Here is an 18,528-nt window from a genome sequence, read left to right on the forward strand (position 1 = left end):
GGCACCGGGAGGTCGGCATGCCCATCCATTGCAAGCGCGCCTATGAAGCCGCCACCACCGCCGATGGCCAGCGCTTCCTGGTCGACCGCCTGTGGCCGCGCGGGATCAGCCACGCCCGGTTGCAGGCGCAGTGGCTCAGGGACGTGGCGCCCAGCGACGCGCTGCGGCAGTGGTTCGACCACCGCGCCGAACGCTGGGACGCGTTCCGCCAGCGCTACTGGCGCGAGCTGGCCGCGCAGCCACGGCTGCTGGCGCCGCTGCGCGATGCGCTGGACGCCGGGCCGGTGACCCTGGTGTACGGCGCCCGCGACACCGTGCACAACCAGGCCGTGGCCCTGCGCGACTACCTGCTGGCGCACCCGCGCCGCGCCGCGTAGCGCGGCCAGCCCGCCGCTGCACGCAGGCCACCGGGGCGCGGCCTCGGCGCGGCAACCGGCCGGGCACCCGGTTTTGTGCCGGATCCGTCGCCCCGGCTACCGCCCATCGCCAAAGCCCATGAAAGCAGCGGGAAATTCTGGCTTTGCTGCGCTGCGTTCGGCGAAACTCGGCCCCTTTCCCGAATACCACGAACCGCGAGGTCCGCATGCAGTCCTGGCTCCGGCGCAAATCCATCGACCAGCTCACCCAGCACGAGGAAGGCCGCCGGCTGATTCCTTCGCTGAGCTGGCCCCACCTGGTCGCGCTGGGCATCGGCGCCATCGTCGGCACCGGCATCTACACCCTGATCGGCGTGGGCGCGGACAAGGCCGGCCCGGCGGTGCTGATCTCGTTCGTCGTCGCCGGCATCGTCTGCGCCTGCGCGGCGCTGGCCTACGCCGAGCTGTCGACGATGATGCCGGCCGCCGGCAGCGCCTACACCTACAGCTACAGCGCACTGGGCGAGACCATCGCCTGGGTGGTGGGCTGGAGCCTGATCCTGGAGTACTCGCTGGTGGTCAGCACGGTGGCGGTGGGCTGGTCGGGCTATTTCGTCGGCTTCCTGGAGTGGCTGCATACCTCCTTCGGCTGGAACGTGGTGCTGCCGCCATCGCTGGCCGCCGGCCCGCACGTGGAAGGCGGCTTCCTCAACGTGCCGGCCATCGTCATCACCTTCCTGGTCGCCGGCATGCTGATCGCAGGCACCCGCGAGAGCGCCACGCTCAACGCGGTGCTGGTGGTGTTCAAGCTGATCGCGCTGGCGGTGTTCGTGTGGGTGGCATTGCCCGCGTTCGACCCGGCCAACCTGCAGCCGTTCATGCCCTACGGCTTCCCCAAGTCGATCGGTCCGGATGGCGTGGAGCGCGGGGTGATGGCCGCGGCGGCGATCATCTTCTTCGCGTTCTACGGCTTCGATGCGATCTCCACCGCCGCCGAGGAAACCAAGAACCCCAAGCGCGACCTGTCGATCGGCATCGTCGGCTCGATGGTCGGCTGCACCCTGATCTACCTGCTGGTGGCGCTGGCCGCGGTCGGCGCCATGAGCTACACCGTGTTCGGCAAGAGCGCCGAGCCGCTGGCGCTGATCATGCGCGAACTGGGCCACGGCACCGCCGCGCTGGTGATCGGCGTGGTCGCGATCATCGCCCTGCCGACCGTGCTGCTGGCGTTCTTCTATGGCCAGAGCCGCATCTTCTTCGTGATGTCGCGCGACGGCCTGCTGCCGCGCGGGCTGTCGCTGGTGAACAAGCGCACCGGCACCCCGGTGACCATCACCGTGTTCACCGCGGTGCTGGTGGCCGCGCTGGCCGGGGTGGCGCGCCTGGACGAGATCGCCGCGCTGGCCAACGCCGGCACGCTGGCCGCGTTCACCGCGGTCGGCCTGTGCCTGCTGGTGCTGCGCAGGCGCGAACCCGGCCGCGCACGTACCTTCCGCACGCCGCTGGCCTGGGTGGTCGGCCCGATCGCGATCCTGGGATGCATCTACCTGTTCTTCAGCCTGCCCACCCGGACCCAGCTGTGGTTCGCGCTGTGGAACGTGTTCGGGCTGGTGGTCTACGTGCTGTACAGCCGCCGCAACGCGGTGCTGGGCAGGCAGGCGGGCTGACGCCGGCGTCGCCCCCGCCGCGGGCGGGGGCGTGCGTCGACCTGCACGGACAACGCACGCGCAGGGTGAGCGCCGGGGCTTCGCGCCCGGGTGCCGGGCGCAGCGCGCGGCCAGCATGGCGGCTGCCCCCCGCTGAGCCGGCGGCGGCCGATCACGGCCGCGGGCAGACAGGCCGGCCTGGAACCGGTGGTGCCGCTGCCCCGGCATGGAAAGCGCCGCGCGTGCAGCGTTGGTTGTTGCCGTCGCGCGGCCAGCGCGGCCACGCGACGTGCCGCAGGCAAGGGCGGCCGCTTACTTCGTGCCGTTCTTCGCCGCGTAGTCCTGCGCCTGGCGCATCACCCGCAGCACGTTGCCGCTCCAGATATTGGCGATCTGCGCATCGCTCAGGCCGCGGCGCTGCAGCCAGGCGGTGATCTTGGGCAGGTCGGTGACGTCAGTCATGCCCGGCAGGCCGCCACCGCCATCCCAGTCCATGCCGATGCCGACGTGGTCGGGGCCGACGACGTCGAGCAGGTGGGCGAAATGGACGAAGAAGTCGTCCAGCGTCGCCCGCCGGCGTGGCAGCCGCTGGTCCAGCTCGGCCATCCCGCGCGCCAGCTCCACGCCCTTTTCGATCGGCATGCCGTCCCAGCCACCCAGCCGCTTCTCCAGGTCTTCCTCGGCCTGCTTGCGCTCCGGGCTGGGGGTCTCGTCCAGGAGATAGCCGCCATAGGCGTTGACCTGGATCACCCCGCCCTTGGCGGCGAGCTGGCGCAGGCGCGCGTCATCGAGGTTGCGCGGATGGTCGAACACCGCCTTGGCGGCGCTGTGCGAGAGGATGAACGGCACCGGCAGCAGTGCCGCCAGATCGTCGAACACCGCGTCGGAGGCATGCGACTGGTCGATCACGATGCCCAGCCGCACCGCCTCCTGGACCAGCGCCTTTCCGGCCGGGCTCAGCCCCTTCCACTCCGCGCCCTTGGGGTCGGTGGCCGAGTCGGCGAACTCGTTGTTGGCGAAGTGCACGGTGGACAGCAGGCGCAGGCCGGCCTTGTGGTAGAAGCCCAGCAGCGACGGGTCTGCCACCAGCGGGCTGCCGTTCTCCATGCTGATGTAGACCACGCGCTTGCCGGCGGCCTTGATCCGCGCCGCATCGTCGGCGGTGAGCGCCAGCTGGAACCTGTCCGGATGCGCGGCCAGCATTTCGCGGATCTCGATCAACCGCAGCAGGCCGTGGTCGCGCTCGGCCAGGTGCGCGGCGGCGCTGCGGTCGCCCTGGTCGGTGTAGATCGCCCAGAAGCCGCCGTCGAGCGCGCCCTCGAGCATGCGCGGGTAGTCCACCTGCGACAGCGCGTTGTGGTCATGGCGGTGCAGGATGTCGAAGCCGGGCCGGGCCAGATTGGCCGGGGTATCCAGGTGGCTGTCCAGGGTCAGCAGGCGCTGCTGCAGCGCCTTGGCGCGGGCCAGTTCGGCCTGGGTGAAGTCGACCGCCTGGGCGGACAGCGGTGCGCCCAGCGCAAGGGCGAGCAGCAGGGACAGACGACACAGCGGCATGCGGGCCTCGGCTTCGGGGAAAGGCCACGACCATACCGCAGGAGTGGCTGCAGGAGCGACGCCGGGTGGCTTCGAACCACCTGTCGCGACCGCGGCCTTAGGAAAGAAGCGGGCTGTATCTGGAGGAAAGCCCCCTGAGTCAGGGGGCGGCCGCGAAGCGGCGGGGGTATGGGAGAAAACGGCACGGGCCCCGTGGTTTGCTACGCAAACTGCGGGGCGCCAGCGCCAAGGCGCTGGCGTGTGCCGGCCAACGGCCGGCACTACCCCGCTCAGTCCACCACGCGGCAGAACACCGCCTTGAGGTAGCGCGATTCGGGCACGTGCGCCATGAACGGGTGGTCCGGGCCGGCGCCCGCCACCTTCAGGATCTGCAGGGTGCGGCCGGCGTAGAACGCGGCGCGGCGCAGCATGTCCAGGAACTGGTCCTCGGCCACCAGGCCGGTGCAGGAGAAGGTCGCGAACAGGCCACCGGGCTTGACCACGCCCAGCGCCAGCTTGTTCATGTCCAGGTATTTCTTCAGCGCGTTGATGACCTGGTCGCGGTCGCGGGTCATCTTGGCCGGGTCCAGGATCACCACGTCGTACTGCTCGCCGCGGTTGGCGGCATCGCGCAGCCACGGGAAGATGTCGGCCTGCACGAATTTCGGCCGGGCGTTGTTGAGCCGGGCGTTGCCCTTGGCGATCTGGATCACGTCCTGGTCGATGTCCACGCCCAGCACCTCGCTGGCACCGCGCGCGGCCGCGTACACGGCGAAGCCGCCGGTGTTGCAGCACAGGTCGAGCACGCTCCTGCCTTCGACCTGCTGGCTCAGCCACTGCCGGTTCTCGCGCTGGTCGGCGAAGAAGCCGGTCTTGTGCGCGCCGGCCGGGTCGGCGCGGAACTTGATGCCATGCTCGGTGATCACCGCCGGTTCGGTGGTGGTGTTGCCGTGGAAATCGAAGCTCTCCTGCTTCTGCACGTGCTCGTCGGCGAAGCTGTGGAAGCGGCAACCCGGGAACTGCGCACGCAGCGCCTCGTAGATCCATTCGCGGTGGCGGAACATGCCGGCGGCGAAGAACTCGACCACGATCAGGTCGTCGTAGCGGTCCACCACCAGCCCGGACAGGCCGTCGCCCTCGCTGTGCACCACGCGCCATGCGTTGGACACCTGGTCCAGCCTGAGCACGTCACGGCGCAGCGACACCGCCTCGGCGATCCTGGCCGCGAACCAGGCCTGGTCCACGTCCACGTCGCGGCGGGTTTCCAGGATGCGCACGGCGATGCGCGAGTGGCCGTTGTAGAAGCCGCGGCCGATCCACTCCCCGTCCACCCCGACCACGTCGACGATGGTGCCGGGCTTGGGCTTGGCGACGGGCTTTTCGACCAGCTTCTGGAAAATCCACGGGTGGCTGGAGCGCCACGCGTTCTTCAGGCGTACGACGGGAAGGGGGGTATTCATGGCGACATTGTAACGGGCGCCGGGCCACCGCCGCGGCGCGTTCATTGACGGCAAAGCCTCCAGGCCGCACTATCGGCGGCTGAAGGGGAGTAGCTCCCAGACGTTGTCGCCGTCAGTTCGAGCCGCAAGGCTCCGGTGCAACGGCAGTCCCGGCCCCCGGGACTGTGAGCAAGACCTTCGCCGCATAGGCGAAGCTCTGTCCCCGGTCTCCCCGATTCCGTGTCCAGTTCTTGGCCCCTGCGGTCCCCAGAACCTCCACATGACCGGAACTCCCATGATCCAGACAATCGGTAATCCCTGGCTTTGGGGCGGCTTCATCGCCGTCGTCATCGCCGCCCTGTTGATCGACCTGGTGCTGATGCGCCACGGCGGCCCGCACAAGGTCACCTTCAAGGAAGCCCTGCTGTGGTCGATCGGCTGGGTCGCCCTGGCGCTGGCCTTCAATGCCGGCCTCTGGTACTACCTGAACGAGACTGCCGGTACCGCGGTGGCCAATGAGATCGGCCTGCAGTTCCTGACCGGCTACCTGATCGAGAAGGCGCTGGCGGTCGACAACATCTTCGTCTTCCTGCTGATCATGGGCTACTTCGCGGTGCCCGAGACGGCGCGGCAGCGGGTGCTGATCATCGGCATCCTGGGCGCGATCGCGCTGCGTACGGTGATGATCTTCGCCGGTACCGTGCTGGTCAGCCAGTTCCATTGGCTGCTCTACGTGTTCGGTGCGTTCCTGTTGTTCACCGGCTGGAAGATGTGGTTCGCCGCCGGCCAGGAGCCGAGCCTGGACGACAATCCCGCGCTGAAGTTCATGCGCAGGCACCTGCGCATCACCCATGAGTACAACGGCAACCGCCTGCTCGCCGAGAAGAACGGCGTGCGCTGGTTCACCCCGATGTTCGTGGTGCTGGTGCTGATCGCGGTCACCGACGTGATCTTCGCGGTGGACTCGATCCCGGCGATCTTCGCCATCACCACCGACCCGTTCGTGGTGCTGACCTCCAACGTGTTCGCGGTGCTGGGCCTGCGCGCGATGTTCTTCCTGCTGGCCGGCATGGCCGACCGCTTCCACCTGCTGCCATACGGCCTGGCGGTGATCCTGGGCTTCATCGGTGCCAAGATGCTGCTGATCGACGTGTTCAAGATCCCGGTGCCGGTGTCGCTGGGCGTGGTCGCCGCGATCCTGGTGGTCACGATGATGCTCAGCCTGAAGCTGCCGCCCAGGGGCGGGCACAAGGCCTGATCCCCGGGGCACACGGCCCCGATTGTCCCGCCGGTGGCACACCGGCGTCCCGACGCGGCGCCCTTGCATTCACTGCAGGGCGCCGCAATCCCGAAAGCCATGGACACTTCCAACACGCCCGCCGCCGGCGACACCCCGGCCACCGACCGCAGCGATCGCCGGCGCGTACTGCGCGCCTTCAACCTGAGCCTGGGCTTCGTGCTGCTGCTGGTGGCGCTGTTCGCGCTGCAGCAGACCGGCTGGGACTGGCGGCCGTGGGCCGTGGGCCCGCACGACACCGGCGGCCTGCTGGGCCTGCTCGGCGCGCCACTGCTGCACGGTTCCATCGAACACCTGGCCGCCAACGCGACCGCCCTGCTGATCCTGGGCACCCTGGCCGGCAGCGTCTACCCGAAGGCGACCGTGCGCGCGCTGCCGCTGCTGTGGCTGGGGTCGGGTATCGGCGCGTGGATGCTGGGCGAACCCGGCAGCCACCACCTGGGCGCCAGCGGCGTCACCCATGGCCTGATGTTCCTGGTGCTGGGGCTGGGCCTGCTGCGCCGCGACCGCGCCGCCATCGCCGCCGGCATGATCGGCGTGCTGTTCTACGGGGGCATGGTGATGACCGTGCTGCCGCACGAGCCGGGCGTGTCGTGGCAGTCGCACATGGGCGGCGCCGCCGCCGGCGTGATCGCCGCCCTGCTGTTCCGCCATGCCGACCCGCTGGCGCCGCGCAAGCGCTACAGCTGGGAAGACGAGGACGAGGAGGACGACGCCGATGCGCCGCTGGCCGATGCCGAGCTGGAGCCGCCGTCGCCCGGCCAGGTGCCGGTGCTGTGGCAGCCGCGCGAGGGCCGCGACTACGAGGTGGTGGTGCAGCTGCGGCCGCGCCCGCGGCGCGACCCGTCGTAACCGCGCCTCAGCCGGCGCCACCGGCGGCGGGCGCGTCCCCGTCCACCGCGCGCCGGCCCAGCGCCGGATCGTCGGTGAAGAAGGCGTCGATCCCGGCCTGCAGATAGGCGCGGATCTCGGCCACCGAACCCTGCGGATTGCGCGCATTGGCCGCCCCCTGGCGCAGCGCCGGTGGCAGGAACGGGTTTTCCGGCCGGAACGTATAGGCCACCACCTGCAGGCCGGCGGCATGCGCGTCGGCGATCAGCGGCGTGGGCGCGCCGAGCCGGCCCTGCGCATCGAGCGGCAGCAGGGCACGGCGCTCGACCCCGATCGCATCGGCATAGCCGGCCACCTCGCGCAGGCCTGCCGGCGTGACCATGCGCGCGTAGGTCAGGTCGCCGCCGGCCAGTGCCACGTCGGCGGGCATGGCCTGGGCTTCGCCCAGCAGCTGCAGCAGGCGGATGTTGGATTGCCGGCCGATACGCGCGCGCAGCTGGCGCAGGTTGGCGGTCTCGAACGATTGCACCAGGATCGGCGCGACATGGGTGTAGGGGTTGCCGCGCAGGGCATCGAGCAGGCGCTCCTCCATCGGCAGACCGATGCCGCGGAAGTAGCTGCCATGCTTGATCTCCGGCGCCAGCCCGATGCCGCGCCCGCTGCGCCGCGCCTGCTGCACCACGAACGCGATGATCTCCTCCAGCGTGGCGATGCGGAACTCGCCGTCGAACGCGGTGCCGCGCAGCTCCGGAAGGCGCTCGCGGGCGCGCAGGGTTTTCAGTTCGGCCAGGGTGAAGTCTTCGCTGAACCAGCCCTCGACGCGCTTGCCATCGATCAGCTTGGTGGTGCGGCGCGCGGCGAACTCCGGGCGCGCGGCGACGTCGGTGGTGCCGCCGATCTCGTTCTCGTGGCGCGCGACCATCACCCCGTCGCGGGTCATCACCAGGTCCGGCTCGATGTAGTCGGCGCCATCGACGATGGCCTGCGCGTAGGCGGCCAGGGTGTGCTCGGGCAGCAGCGCGCTGGCGCCGCGGTGCGCATACACCGAAACCTGCGCGGACGAGGGGGTGGGAACGGCGGCCATTGCCGTCGAGGATGCCACGCACAGCCCTGCCACCACCGCCATCACCGCTCTGCCGAACACCGCGCGCTCCCGTTGCCGCCATCGAAGGAAGCGGGAGTGTGCGCGGCGGATATGACCGGCATGGGACACGTCCTGCGGCTACCGGGTTTCATGGCGGCAGCCGGCACCAGCCCCCGGTGCCGGCGTGCAGCCGGCCGGTGATGCCGATGCCGTGCAGGAACGCCTCGTCGTGCGCGGCCACCAGCAGCGTGCCGGGCCATTGCCGCAACAGCGCTTCCAGCGCCTGCATCGCCTCCAGGTCGAGGTGGTTGGCCGGTTCGTCCAGCAGCAACAGCTGCGCCGGCGGTTGCGCGTACAGGGCGCAGGCCAGCGCCAGCTTCATGCGCTCGCCGCCGCTGAGCGCGGCAAGCGGCTGCCCCGCATGGCCGGCGTCCAGGCCCAGCAACGCCAGCCGGGTGCGCAGCTCGGCCTCGCCGGTCGACGGACTGGCATGGCGCAGCTGCTCCAGCGCCGTGGCCTGCGGCAGCGGCAGGGACAGATGCTGGTCCAGCCAGGCGTGCGGCGCGTTCACCTGCAGCCTGCCGCCCCGCGCCGGCAGCCGCCCCGCCAGCACCTGCAGCAGCACCGACTTGCCGCTGCCATTGCGGCCGGTGAGCGCCAGCCGCTCGCCCCGCCCCAGCAGCAGATCGATCCGCGCCAGCGGGCCATCGACGAACGGCAGCACCACATCCTGCAGCACGGCCACGCGGGCGGGCGCGGGGCCGGCATCGGCCGCCGGCAGCAACACCACCGGCGCGGCGGCATCGACCTGCGCCGCCGCCTGCCGTACCTGTTCGTCCAGCCGTGCACGCTGCTGCTGCTGTTGCAGCTGCGCCTTGCCGGCACTGGCCTGGGCCCGCTGTTTCTGCCGGCCCAGCAGGATCGGCGCCTGGTTGGCGTGCGCGGCCTGGCGGTCGCCGCGCGTGGCGCGACGCTCGCGTTGTTCCTGCTGTTCGCGCAGCGCCCGTTCGCCCTGGCGGCGTTCGTGGCGCCGCTGCTGCAGCGTGTCCGCGGCCTGGCGCCGCTCTTCGCTGCTGCGCGCCGCGTAGTGGTCGTAGTTGCCGCCATGGCTGCGCAGCCCGAGCGCGGACAGCTCGACGATACGCTGCATGTCGCCCAGCAGTTCGCGGTCATGGCTGACCACCAGCAGGCCGCGCGGCCAGCGCCGCAGCTGTTCGCGCAGCAGCTGCCGCCCGGCCGCGTCGAGATGGTTGCTGGGCTCGTCCAGGACCAGGAAGTCGGCATCGGACAGGAACGCACCGGCCAGCGCCACGCGCATGCGCTGGCCACCGCTGAGCCGGCAGGCGGGCATGGCGGCCGACACGCCGTGCAGCTGCATCCGTTCCAGCTCGGCCTGGAGGTGTTCGCGCAGCTGCCAGCGCTCGCCCAGCGCTTCGAAATCGGCGATGTCGCTGCTGCCCTGCTCGATGCGCTGCAGGGCCGCGAGCGCATCGCCCAGGCCGGCCAGGTCGGCGACGCTGGCCCCGGGCGCCGCATCGATCTGCTGCGGCAACCAGGCCACCGGCCCCGAACGCAGGCAGCGCCCGCGGGCAGGCGCCAGGCGACCGGCCAGCAGCCGCGCCAGCACGCTCTTGCCCACGCCATTGCGCCCGACCAGCCCGGTGCGCCGGGCGTCGAAGGTTTCGTCCAGATCGGAAAACAGCAGCCTGCCATCAGGCAGCTGCCAGGAGACGCGTTCAAGCGTCATGAAGGGAGTCGTGGTCATTGCATTCCATCCATGCCCGGATCACCCGGCTGCCGGCGGCAGCGGGACTTCGCGAGGCCTCGCCAGCGCGGGCTGGCAGGGCGGGCATCAATGGCGCATTGGACCGGACTCCTTCGAAAAGCGGGGCCGCCATCGCGACGGCAGGGGCGAAGACTAACCGGCGACGGATGAACGTTTCAACGCCGGTGGCCGGTCACTTGCCGATGCAGAAGCGGCATTTATCCCGCATGTCGTTGATTTTCAAGGAATTCATGGCGGTTACGAAACGCGCTTGGACCTATTCTTGGACCCAAATACCAAGCGTGTCCCTTGGTGGCGGCGGATGGCTCTCCTTGTACGCTCCCCGCGCTCTCGTCGCCGGTGCAGCGCGCCAGTAAGCGGTCTGATCAAGGACGGCGAACATGGCCATCGGCGTTCAGCAACGTCCAATGACCGTAGCGAAGGCTCATTTTCCCACCTCCTGATCCGGAACACCAAGGATGTTGCGCTCTGCTTCAACTCGAAAAAACGGGAGGAGCGCAGTTCGGATTGATGGCTGCGGCAGCGGTGATGCCGGGGTGAGATGACGGCTCCTTTGGCCAGTTGGCCGATACCGATAGGAGCCTCACCATGTCACACCAAACCTCGGACATCATCACCCCGAAAGCCCTGTTGCTCGATGAGCGGCTGACACCACTGGAGCGCAACGCCTGGCTGACTTTCCGTGCGCTGGCCGGCAGCGACAGCACCGTGGTTCTCAGTTACGACGCGCTGCGCGGGTACCTGCCGAGCGCGCCGGGCAGCAAGCGGGCTGCCCTTGAAACCGTCTCCAGGGCCGTGCTGTGCCTGCGGCTGTCCACGTGGATTGCGCTGGTCGAGTACCGCCGCAACCCGATGACCGGCTTCTCGATGGCCAGCCGCTACGCGGTGCGGAATCAGCCCCTCGCGTTCGACGACGCCTGCATGGAGGACGAGGACTACCTGCCCTTGCTGGAACGGGCGCTCGGCCATGCCAGTGCGACGATTCGCCAACTGGCACAGTCCATTCTCGACGAGGCTATGCGCCATCCAGACAGGTTGGGAAAGCTGCCCGCAACAATGCAAGTGCGGATCAGGCGCTTGCAACACCGGGGCGATGACCATGATCCGGGCAGTCCTGGTGGTCCTACTTCGCCTGATGCTCGCGTGCCCGAAGCCAGCAGCGACATTCCGAAACCCGTACCGGCGTCTGCGACAGCAGTACGTACTGTAAAAGAAGTATTAAAAGAAGTACGTACGTACCGCTCACCAACCGAAGAGCAGGTATCCAGGTCAGATGTGCCAGCCCGCTTCCGGCAACTGCCGCAGGATCAGCAACGGGTTCTCACCGCGCGTCTCAGGGGCTTGCCTCCGGAGCAACGCCTGGCAGTGCTGGCCGAGTGGAACGTGCGCTGCGAATCAGGTAGCGTGCACAACGCCATCGCCTACCTCTACGGGTTGATCAAGAAGGCCGTGGAAGGCGTGTTCAAGCTCTGGGCGGCGCGCAAATCCACTCCACAGCAGACACCCATGCAGGCCATCAGCAACAGCCAGCATGGCTCGCCGCCGGCCCCTTCTCCAGCGTCCAGCAACCAAGCCGCAAAACCTGCGTCGCGCGAAGTGGCGCAACGGCATCTGGAGCAGATCCGGCGCATGCTGAAGACGCCATCGCTGCCCATCGGGCAGATCATCGGATGCATGGCTGACAGCGGAACGCTGCCAACAGGCCCAGGGAACACGCATGCTGCTGCAAGGCTCGATCCGCTGGGTGCGACGTAAGGCCGATAGGGCCGTCACTGCACGCCGCAGTGACGGCCCGGCAAACTGCAGCAGCAATGCGGGTTGGCGCAGCATCGCATTGATGGCTGCGCACATGACGATGCCCCGACACACTGGCCCAGCAACGACCTGCCGGTGGGTATGAACACCGGAACCCTGGCGCAGGTTCCTGCAAGCGCCGACCCGGTTCGCCGGACGGAACCAACCAGGCACACCCAGGCTCGCTCTGTGTGCCGCCCTACCCATGGGCAGAGCTTTTCTCATTCTCGGCGTGGTTCGTCCCGCCATCGTCGCAACACACATCCCCGTTCTAGGCGCTCATCGCTGGTCGCCCGACCTTGCGCAGCCAGCCGGCACCTTTTCCACACTGCACCACAGGAGGTACCCATCCCAGCACATCGTGTTGTCGTCTCTCGCAATTCCTCCGCTCGGCCTTCCCACAGGAAGCAAGGCGGACGTCTCATTCGAGGCCACAGGTGAACTGAGCACCTGGCCCTTGCCCTTCGGGGATCTCGCCTTGGCGAGTTGGCAAAAACACTGACCCTTGTATCTCAGCCCCAAAGCCGATGGAGGTCCACACCAATGGACGACCTGACCTATACCCTGCGCCAGCTCTGCCTACGCAACCGCGACGGCAGCCACGCCACCCAGGCGGATCGGCAACGGTCGCTGACCCTGGCCGCCCGTCAACTGCGCGAAGCAGGCTTCCGCCAGATGCAAGCCACCTCGCTCAAGGGCAAGCATGTCGAAGCCTTGTTGCAGCGCTGGCAAGCCGAAGGTCTGTCGGCCGGCACGCTGAAGAATCGTATGGCGCACCTGCGCTGGTGGGCCGAAAAGGTCGGCAAGGCAGGCATCCTGCCAGCGGACAACACCAAGCTGGGTATCCCTGAACGACGCTATGTGACCGGCGAAAGCAAGGCCAAGGAACTCGATGACAGGCTGGACCGGATCACCGATCCGCACGTCCGCATGAGCCTGCGCCTGCAAGCGGCCTTCGGCCTGCGCCGCGAAGAGTCCATCAAGTTCCAACCCCGCTATGCCGACCGTAGCGACCACATCGCCATCAAGGGGTCATGGGCCAAGGGTGGACGCGACCGGACGGTGCCGATCACGACACCGGAGCAGCGTGCCGTGCTGGATGAGGCCCATCGCTTGGCAGGCCTGGGATCATTGATTCCATCACACAAGACCTACATCCAACAGCGCCATGCCTACGACGGTCAGTGCAAGGCAGCAGGGCTGAGCAACATGCACGGGCTGCGGCATCGGTATGCGCAGATGCGGTATGAGGTGCTGACGGGATGGAAGGCGCCGGCGGCGGGTGGCCCTGATAAAGCTCAGCTCAGTAGCAGTCAGAGAATGAGTGACCAACACGCCCGACAGCAGATCAGCCATGAACTCGGGCATGAAAGGCTGAAAGTGACGTCTATCTATCTGGGAACCTGAGGCTTATCCGCCATCTCTGGTGTTTGACTCACCGGCCGTCAGTTTTTTCACTGCTTTGTCGAAATCGCTTTCAAACAGGCGATCCTGCACAATTCTGTACTTCTCAAATTCGCTTTCCGCATGTGTCTGGGCAAGTTTCGCAGAAATCTTGCCGCTGCTCTGTAGCACTTCCCGTTCATCAAATTCTAGGAAGGCGTCCAGCCGCTTGGACCAGTCTTCCATACTCATGGGAATCTTGCGGCGAGCACGATCCTCGGCCAACTCCAGATAGGCGTTGACGATACGACCCAATGAATCCAACTCGTCCTTGGTCAAGTAGTTCTTGGCCACGGCTACGTCGGTTTTCAGGATCTTGCCTTCGGGCGCGCTCGCCCAGGAAGTCAGCCCCATATGTGGCTTGCTGCTATCGGCCCGTTTGCGGATCAACTCTGCCGCGGTATGGCCGTGGATGGCGTAATGCAATTTGTTCTGTACTTTGGCGAAGAATGCCTTGGTAGTTGGTGCGTCCTTGTTGTAATCCACGCTGGTGGCGTAGATGTCGGTGATCTTCTGGTAGAAGCGTCGCTCGCTGAGGCGGATCTCGCGGATTTCCGCCAGCAGCCGCTCGAAGTAGTCCTCGCCCAGGAAGCTGCCGTTTTCCATGCGCTGACGATCCAGCACATACCCCTTGATGGCGAACTCACGCAGGACGCCGGTCGCCCACTGGCGGAACTGCGTTGCGCGTAGGGAGTTGACCCGATAGCCGACGGAAATGATGGCATCGAGGTTGTAGAAGTCCACCGCGCGGGACACCTCCCGCTGGCCCTCCTGCTGAACTATCCGGAATTTCCGGATAGTTGCCTCAGGCGCGAGCTCATGACTGGCAAAGATGTTCTTCAGGTGCTCGCTGACGGTGCGCACGTCCACCCCGAACAACTCGGCCATCAGCTTCTGCGACAGCCACAGGGTTTCGTCCTCGTAGCGGGCCTCGATGCTCTGTTCGCCGGCCTGGCCAGTGAAGATCAGAAACTCGGCTGTGCTGTTGCGGATCAATTTTTTGCCATTCATACCAAGTATCTCAACGTGGTCTGTACGTCGACCAGGCACGCTTTAACGCCAGTGCGATAACTCTGGCCGGTTACACCTGCCCACCTACCCCTTTGAATTTTTCGACGAACGCGGCGATCTTCTGGAAGACGCTTTGCTTTTTTGTCAGGTACTCCGGATTGAGCGGGCTCATCTTGGGCAGCAGGGCATTGAGTTCGGTGCCGTTCTCGCTGGCGAACTCGCGTCTCAGTGAGGTGCTGATGTACCGTCTGGCCGCCTCTGCATTCAGCGTCTCGTCGTTGATCAACTCCTGAGCCTCGCGCTGCTGCTCGGCCTGGGCAAAGCTAAAGAATGCCTCGATCACGCTGGCCTTGTCGCCCAGCCCATCCAGGTCGGTCTGGTTGATGAAGTCCACCACCAGGCTTTCCTTGGCGCGATTACCCAGGCTGGCGCGGATCACCCGACGCACGTCCTCGATCAGAGCCACCTTGTCCTTGGTCTTCTTGTTCTTCTCGAAGATCAATTCCAGGATGTAGTCCAGGTTGATTTCCTGCGACTTGAGCAGATCTACCTCGAACACCACATCATCCCAGTCGATGCTGGATTTTTCTTTTTCCGCCGAGGCTTTCTCCCGGCGCAGCCAGTCGCGGATGTCGTTGTAGGTGGAGCGGTAATCCTGGATTTTCCGATCGGCGGGCATGTGTATCGCCTGCAATACGGCCAAATCTTCGTCGCTTAGGTAGTGTTTCGTCTTGAAGTCCTCCACCGCCTGCGGGTCGCTCGTGTCAATGTCCTGCAAGGCTTTCAGGCTGGCGAATTCATCGTAGTTCTGCAGCACGTTTTCCACGCGCAGGTATTCGCCGAACAGTTTGGCAAAGGCTTTCTTGTCGGATTCCTTGACGATGTTGGTGGGGTCGGGAAAGCGCTGCTCCAACTCACCCACCACATCCTTGAAGCCACGTCGCGCCTCGCCCGTGACGACATCGGTGAAGCCCTCCATGTACTCGGCGTAGCTTTTCTCCAGCACCACGTTCCGGGTGTTCTTGTCACCAAACAAGGTGATGGCAGCAACGGTCGCCTGTTCCAGATCGCGGAAGGTGACGACGTTACCGAAGGTCTTGGTGGCGTCAAAAATACGGTTGGTGCGCGAATAGGCCTGGATCAGGCCGTGGTAGCGCAGGTTCTTGTCCACGAACAAGGTGTTCAGCGTGGGCGCATCGAAGCCGGTCAGAAACATCCCGACCACGATCAGCAAATCGACATCCTGCTCTTTGACTCTCTTGGCCAAGTCGCGGTAGTAATTCTGGAAGCCCTTGCTGTCCACGCTGAAGCTGGTCTTGAACAGTGCGTTGTAATCGGCAACGGCCGCTTCCAGGAACTCCTTGGCACTGCTGTCCATGGCCGAAACTTCAAAGCCTTCGTCCGCGATGTCGCCTACTGCGTCCTGTTCCTCGTTGGCGGCGTAGGAGAAAATGGTGGCGACCCTCAAAGGCTTGTCGCTGTCCTTCTGCAGGGTCTTGAAGGCTTGGTAGTAGAGCTTGGCCGCATCCACGCTGCTCACGGCAAACATGGCATTGAAGCCCTTGGCACCCGCTTGCAGGCGGTGGGTCTTCTGCCGGAAGTTGTTCAGGATGTACTGGGTGATTTCGCGGATGCGATCCGGGTGCAGCAAGGCCTGCCGGTTTTCCGCCGCGCTGAGCTTCTTCTCGTCCTGCTCGCTTTCGATGGCCTTGAACTGCGGGCGAACGTCGTTGTAGTCCACTTTGAACTTGAGCACCTTTTCGTCGCGGATGGCATCGGTGATGACGTAGGAGTGCAGTTCCCGGCCGAACACGCTGGCGGTGGTGTCCGCGCCCAGCGCGTTTTGCGGGAAGATCGGCGTACCGGTAAAACCGAACTGGTAGAACCTCTTGAACTTCTTCTTCAGGTTCTTCTGTGCCTCTCCAAATTGGCTGCGGTGGCACTCGTCGAAGATGAAGACCACCTGCTTACCGTAGATCGGCAAGTCGTTTTCGCTCTTCATCAGGTTATTGAGCTTCTGGATAGTGGTGACAATGATCTTGTTGTCGTCTTTGTCCAGATTACGCTTTAAGCCCGCAGTGCTGTCCGAGCCGTTCACGCTGTCTGGCGAAAAGCGCTGATATTCCTTCATGGTCTGGTAGTCCAGATCCTTGCGGTCTACCACGAAGAATACTTTGTCTATGAACTCCAGTTCCGTCGCTAGGCGCGCAGCCTTGAAGCTGGTCAGGGTCTTGCCCGAACCCGTCGTGTGCCAGACATAGCCGCCGCCTTCGGTGCTGTTCCAGTGCTTGGCCTGATAGGCGCTCTTGATCTTCCACAAGATGCGCTCGGTCGCAGCAATCTGGTAGGGCCGCATCACCAACAGAGTATTGCCGACGTCGAACACCGAATAGGTCAGCAGCACATTGAGCAAGGTATGCCTCTGAAAGAAGGTCGCGGTGAAGTCCTTCAAGTCCTTGATCGGGCTGTTGTCGGCCTGCGCCCAATTCATGGTGAAGTCGAAGCTGTTCTTGTTGCGCTGCGTGGTGTTGGCGAAGTAGCGCGTGTCGGTGCCGTTGGAGATGACGAACAGCTGCAAATACCTGAACAGGGAATGCTCGCTGTTGAAGCTCTCCTTGCTGTAGCGATGCACCTGGTTGAAGGCTTCACGGATAGCCACACCGCGCTTTTTCAGCTCTACCTGCACCAGCGGCAGGCCGTTGACCAGCAAGGTCACGTCATAGCGGTTGGCATGGCTGCCGGTTTGCTCGAACTGCTTGATCACCTGCACCTTGTTGCGGGCAATGTTCTTCTTGTCGAGCAGGTAGATGTTCTGGATACGGCCATCGTCGAACACGAAGTCATGGATGTAATCGTCATGAATCTTGCGGGTTCTTTCGACGATGCCATCGCTTAGCTTGTCCAGCCAGGTTTCCACGAAGCGCGCCCATTCACCGTCCGAGAATCGGACGCCGTTCAGGGTTTGCAATTGTTCACGGACGTTGGCCAGCAAGCCTTGCTGTGTTTTCAGGTCGGGCAGATATTCATAACCCTGATTTACCAGATCTTGGATGAACTCGCGTTCCAGGTCGCCTTCGCTTTGGTAGCTTTCGGCAACCTTCCAATCCTTGACGTACCTGTCGAGCACGATGAAGTTGTTCGACTCGGCGATGGGCTTGATGTACTCAACCATTCTGCATTTCCTGTTGCTGCCAATAGCCATAGTTGTTGATCAGATTGTCCAGCAGGAATTTGACCGTTTGCTTTTCTTGCGGCGTTGGCTCGGCTACCGCTTCATTGGACAGGGTGCTATGGCTGGTGAATTGGATGATGCGATTCAAATAGGCCTGCTTGTCGTCGGGCAGGAGTTCCGACCATTGCGGGTAGCCCAGAAAGCTGGCGGTTTTCTCGTAGAGGTTGCGCAGCAGTGTGAAGTGATAACGCTCGACCTGATTGGCGGCAATCGCTTGCTCAAGGGTTTTTCTTAGATGCAGGTGATAGGAAAAACTCTTGTTGGAATCTCCCTTCTTTTCCAAGAGGGCGAAGGTGCCATCCTCGAGCCGCTCCAGTAAATAGCAGGTCTTGGCGTTGAGTTCGTTGTAGAGCACGTTGTAGAACAACGGGCTGTGGGTGGTGATGACGAATTTCAGGCCGGGCGGACTGGTCTTGATCAACCCCGCCAGATTGACGGCCAACTCGATCAGGTGGTTTTCATCCAGTGAGCTCACCGGGTCGTCGATGAATACATATTCTAGTTGGTCGAATTGCCGGGTTTCGCGATTTTCCGGTTCGGCGACATTGAGCGTGCTGATGGCTTGGTCCAGCAGTGTGTAGAAAACACTCCAAATGAAGTTGCTCTCTTCGCCTTTCGAGATTTTGAGGCTGCCGGAGCTTTCATCGTCGCCACGCTCCAGCGAGAAGGTGACTTCGGAGAAGTCTTCGCTGAAATGGGGGGTCAATTTGTCGTTGGCATAGTGCTGGAAGTATCTGACGATATTTCCATCCTGCCCCAGATCCCTGAGCAGCGTGAGCAACCAGTCCGTGAATGAATTAGGTTGAATTCGCAACTTGTACTCAACATCTTGAGTCAGATCGTTATCCCAATAAAACAGGTCCTCGGTGAAGGCGCTGTAATACAGGATTTTATTGCGCGGCGACTCGGATTGATCAGCAGCCAATCCTTCAGTGTCTCCATTCTTAGGGGCGACTAGCTGCTTGAACTCACGGGAAAGACGCGTCTTGCCCGAACCGTTGAAGGCGTAGATCAGCAGCACCTTTTTTTCGGTCTCTCCGAGTTGTTTGGCGACTTCCCCGAGCGTCTTGCCCATG

The 18,528-nt window shown here is 64.8% G+C and carries 13 protein-coding genes; 6 read left to right on the forward strand and 7 right to left on the reverse strand.

Features of this window, described 5'->3' with window-relative positions:
* Window positions 1–17: 17 nt before the first annotated feature.
* Together F0P95_RS03540 and F0P95_RS03545 are read left to right on the forward strand one after the other, a co-directional pair.
* Entirely contained in the window at window positions 18–377 is a 360-nt protein-coding gene (locus F0P95_RS03540) for a DUF488 domain-containing protein (protein WP_182335724.1), read from the forward strand.
* Window positions 378–583: 206 nt separating this feature from the next.
* A complete protein-coding gene (locus F0P95_RS03545) occupies window positions 584–2,023 on the forward strand; it encodes an amino acid permease (protein WP_182335725.1) in 1,440 nt (479 codons plus the stop codon).
* Between the two features lie 291 nt (window positions 2,024–2,314).
* On the opposite strand, the gene F0P95_RS03550 is transcribed toward F0P95_RS03545, so the two are convergent.
* Window positions 2,315–3,556 (reverse strand): dipeptidase, encoded by a 1,242-nt coding sequence (locus F0P95_RS03550; protein WP_182335726.1) that lies wholly within the window; start codon window positions 3,554–3,556, stop codon window positions 2,315–2,317.
* A 269-nt stretch (window positions 3,557–3,825) separates the two neighbouring features.
* Window positions 3,826–4,995: a class I SAM-dependent rRNA methyltransferase gene (locus F0P95_RS03555; RefSeq protein ID WP_056931422.1), complete on the reverse strand. Its 1,170-nt coding sequence runs from the start codon at window positions 4,993–4,995 to the stop codon at window positions 3,826–3,828.
* Window positions 4,996–5,272: 277 nt separating this feature from the next.
* On the opposite strand from F0P95_RS03555, the gene F0P95_RS03560 reads away from it, so the two are divergent.
* Entirely contained in the window at window positions 5,273–6,232 is a 960-nt protein-coding gene (locus tag F0P95_RS03560; protein WP_182336740.1) for a TerC family protein, read from the forward strand.
* 99 nt (window positions 6,233–6,331) lie between these two features.
* Entirely contained in the window at window positions 6,332–7,123 is a 792-nt protein-coding gene (locus tag F0P95_RS03565) for a rhomboid family intramembrane serine protease (RefSeq protein WP_182335727.1), read from the forward strand.
* Window positions 7,124–7,130: 7 nt separating this feature from the next.
* Here the strand turns inward: F0P95_RS03565 and F0P95_RS03570 are convergent, their stop codons facing one another.
* Window positions 7,131–8,186 (reverse strand): glycerophosphodiester phosphodiesterase, encoded by a 1,056-nt coding sequence (locus F0P95_RS03570; RefSeq protein ID WP_425515902.1) that lies wholly within the window; start codon window positions 8,184–8,186, stop codon window positions 7,131–7,133.
* Between the two features lie 148 nt (window positions 8,187–8,334).
* Entirely contained in the window at window positions 8,335–9,951 is a 1,617-nt protein-coding gene (locus F0P95_RS03575; protein WP_182335728.1) for an ATP-binding cassette domain-containing protein, read from the reverse strand.
* Window positions 9,952–10,560: 609 nt separating this feature from the next.
* On the opposite strand from F0P95_RS03575, the gene F0P95_RS03580 reads away from it, so the two are divergent.
* Together F0P95_RS03580 and F0P95_RS03585 are read left to right on the forward strand one after the other, a co-directional pair.
* The gene (locus F0P95_RS03580; RefSeq protein ID WP_019727086.1) at window positions 10,561–11,727 is read left to right on the forward strand and encodes an STY4528 family pathogenicity island replication protein; all 1,167 of its coding nucleotides are present in this window, start codon (window positions 10,561–10,563) and stop codon (window positions 11,725–11,727) included.
* Window positions 11,728–12,309: 582 nt separating this feature from the next.
* The gene (locus F0P95_RS03585; protein WP_019727087.1) at window positions 12,310–13,173 is read left to right on the forward strand and encodes a phage integrase N-terminal domain-containing protein; all 864 of its coding nucleotides are present in this window, start codon (window positions 12,310–12,312) and stop codon (window positions 13,171–13,173) included.
* 3 nt (window positions 13,174–13,176) lie between these two features.
* On the opposite strand, the gene F0P95_RS03590 is transcribed toward F0P95_RS03585, so the two are convergent.
* From F0P95_RS03590 to F0P95_RS03600, 3 genes are all read right to left on the reverse strand, one after another.
* Window positions 13,177–14,220 carry a virulence RhuM family protein gene (locus F0P95_RS03590; protein ID WP_019727088.1) on the reverse strand — a complete coding sequence of 348 codons (1,044 nt, stop codon included), beginning with the start codon at window positions 14,218–14,220 and terminating at the stop codon, window positions 13,177–13,179.
* A 70-nt stretch (window positions 14,221–14,290) separates the two neighbouring features.
* Window positions 14,291–17,392 (reverse strand): HsdR family type I site-specific deoxyribonuclease, encoded by a 3,102-nt coding sequence (locus tag F0P95_RS03595; protein WP_033936963.1) that lies wholly within the window; start codon window positions 17,390–17,392, stop codon window positions 14,291–14,293.
* Window positions 17,385–18,527, reverse strand: a complete 1,143-nt coding sequence (locus F0P95_RS03600) for an ATP-binding protein (protein WP_019727090.1) — start codon at window positions 18,525–18,527, stop codon at window positions 17,385–17,387. Before F0P95_RS03600 ends, F0P95_RS03595 begins: the two co-directional genes overlap by 8 nt.
* Between the last annotated feature and the right edge of the window lies 1 nt (window position 18,528).

It is taken from the genome of Stenotrophomonas acidaminiphila (assembly GCF_014109845.1).
Taxonomy (GTDB): domain Bacteria; phylum Pseudomonadota; class Gammaproteobacteria; order Xanthomonadales; family Xanthomonadaceae; genus Stenotrophomonas; species Stenotrophomonas acidaminiphila.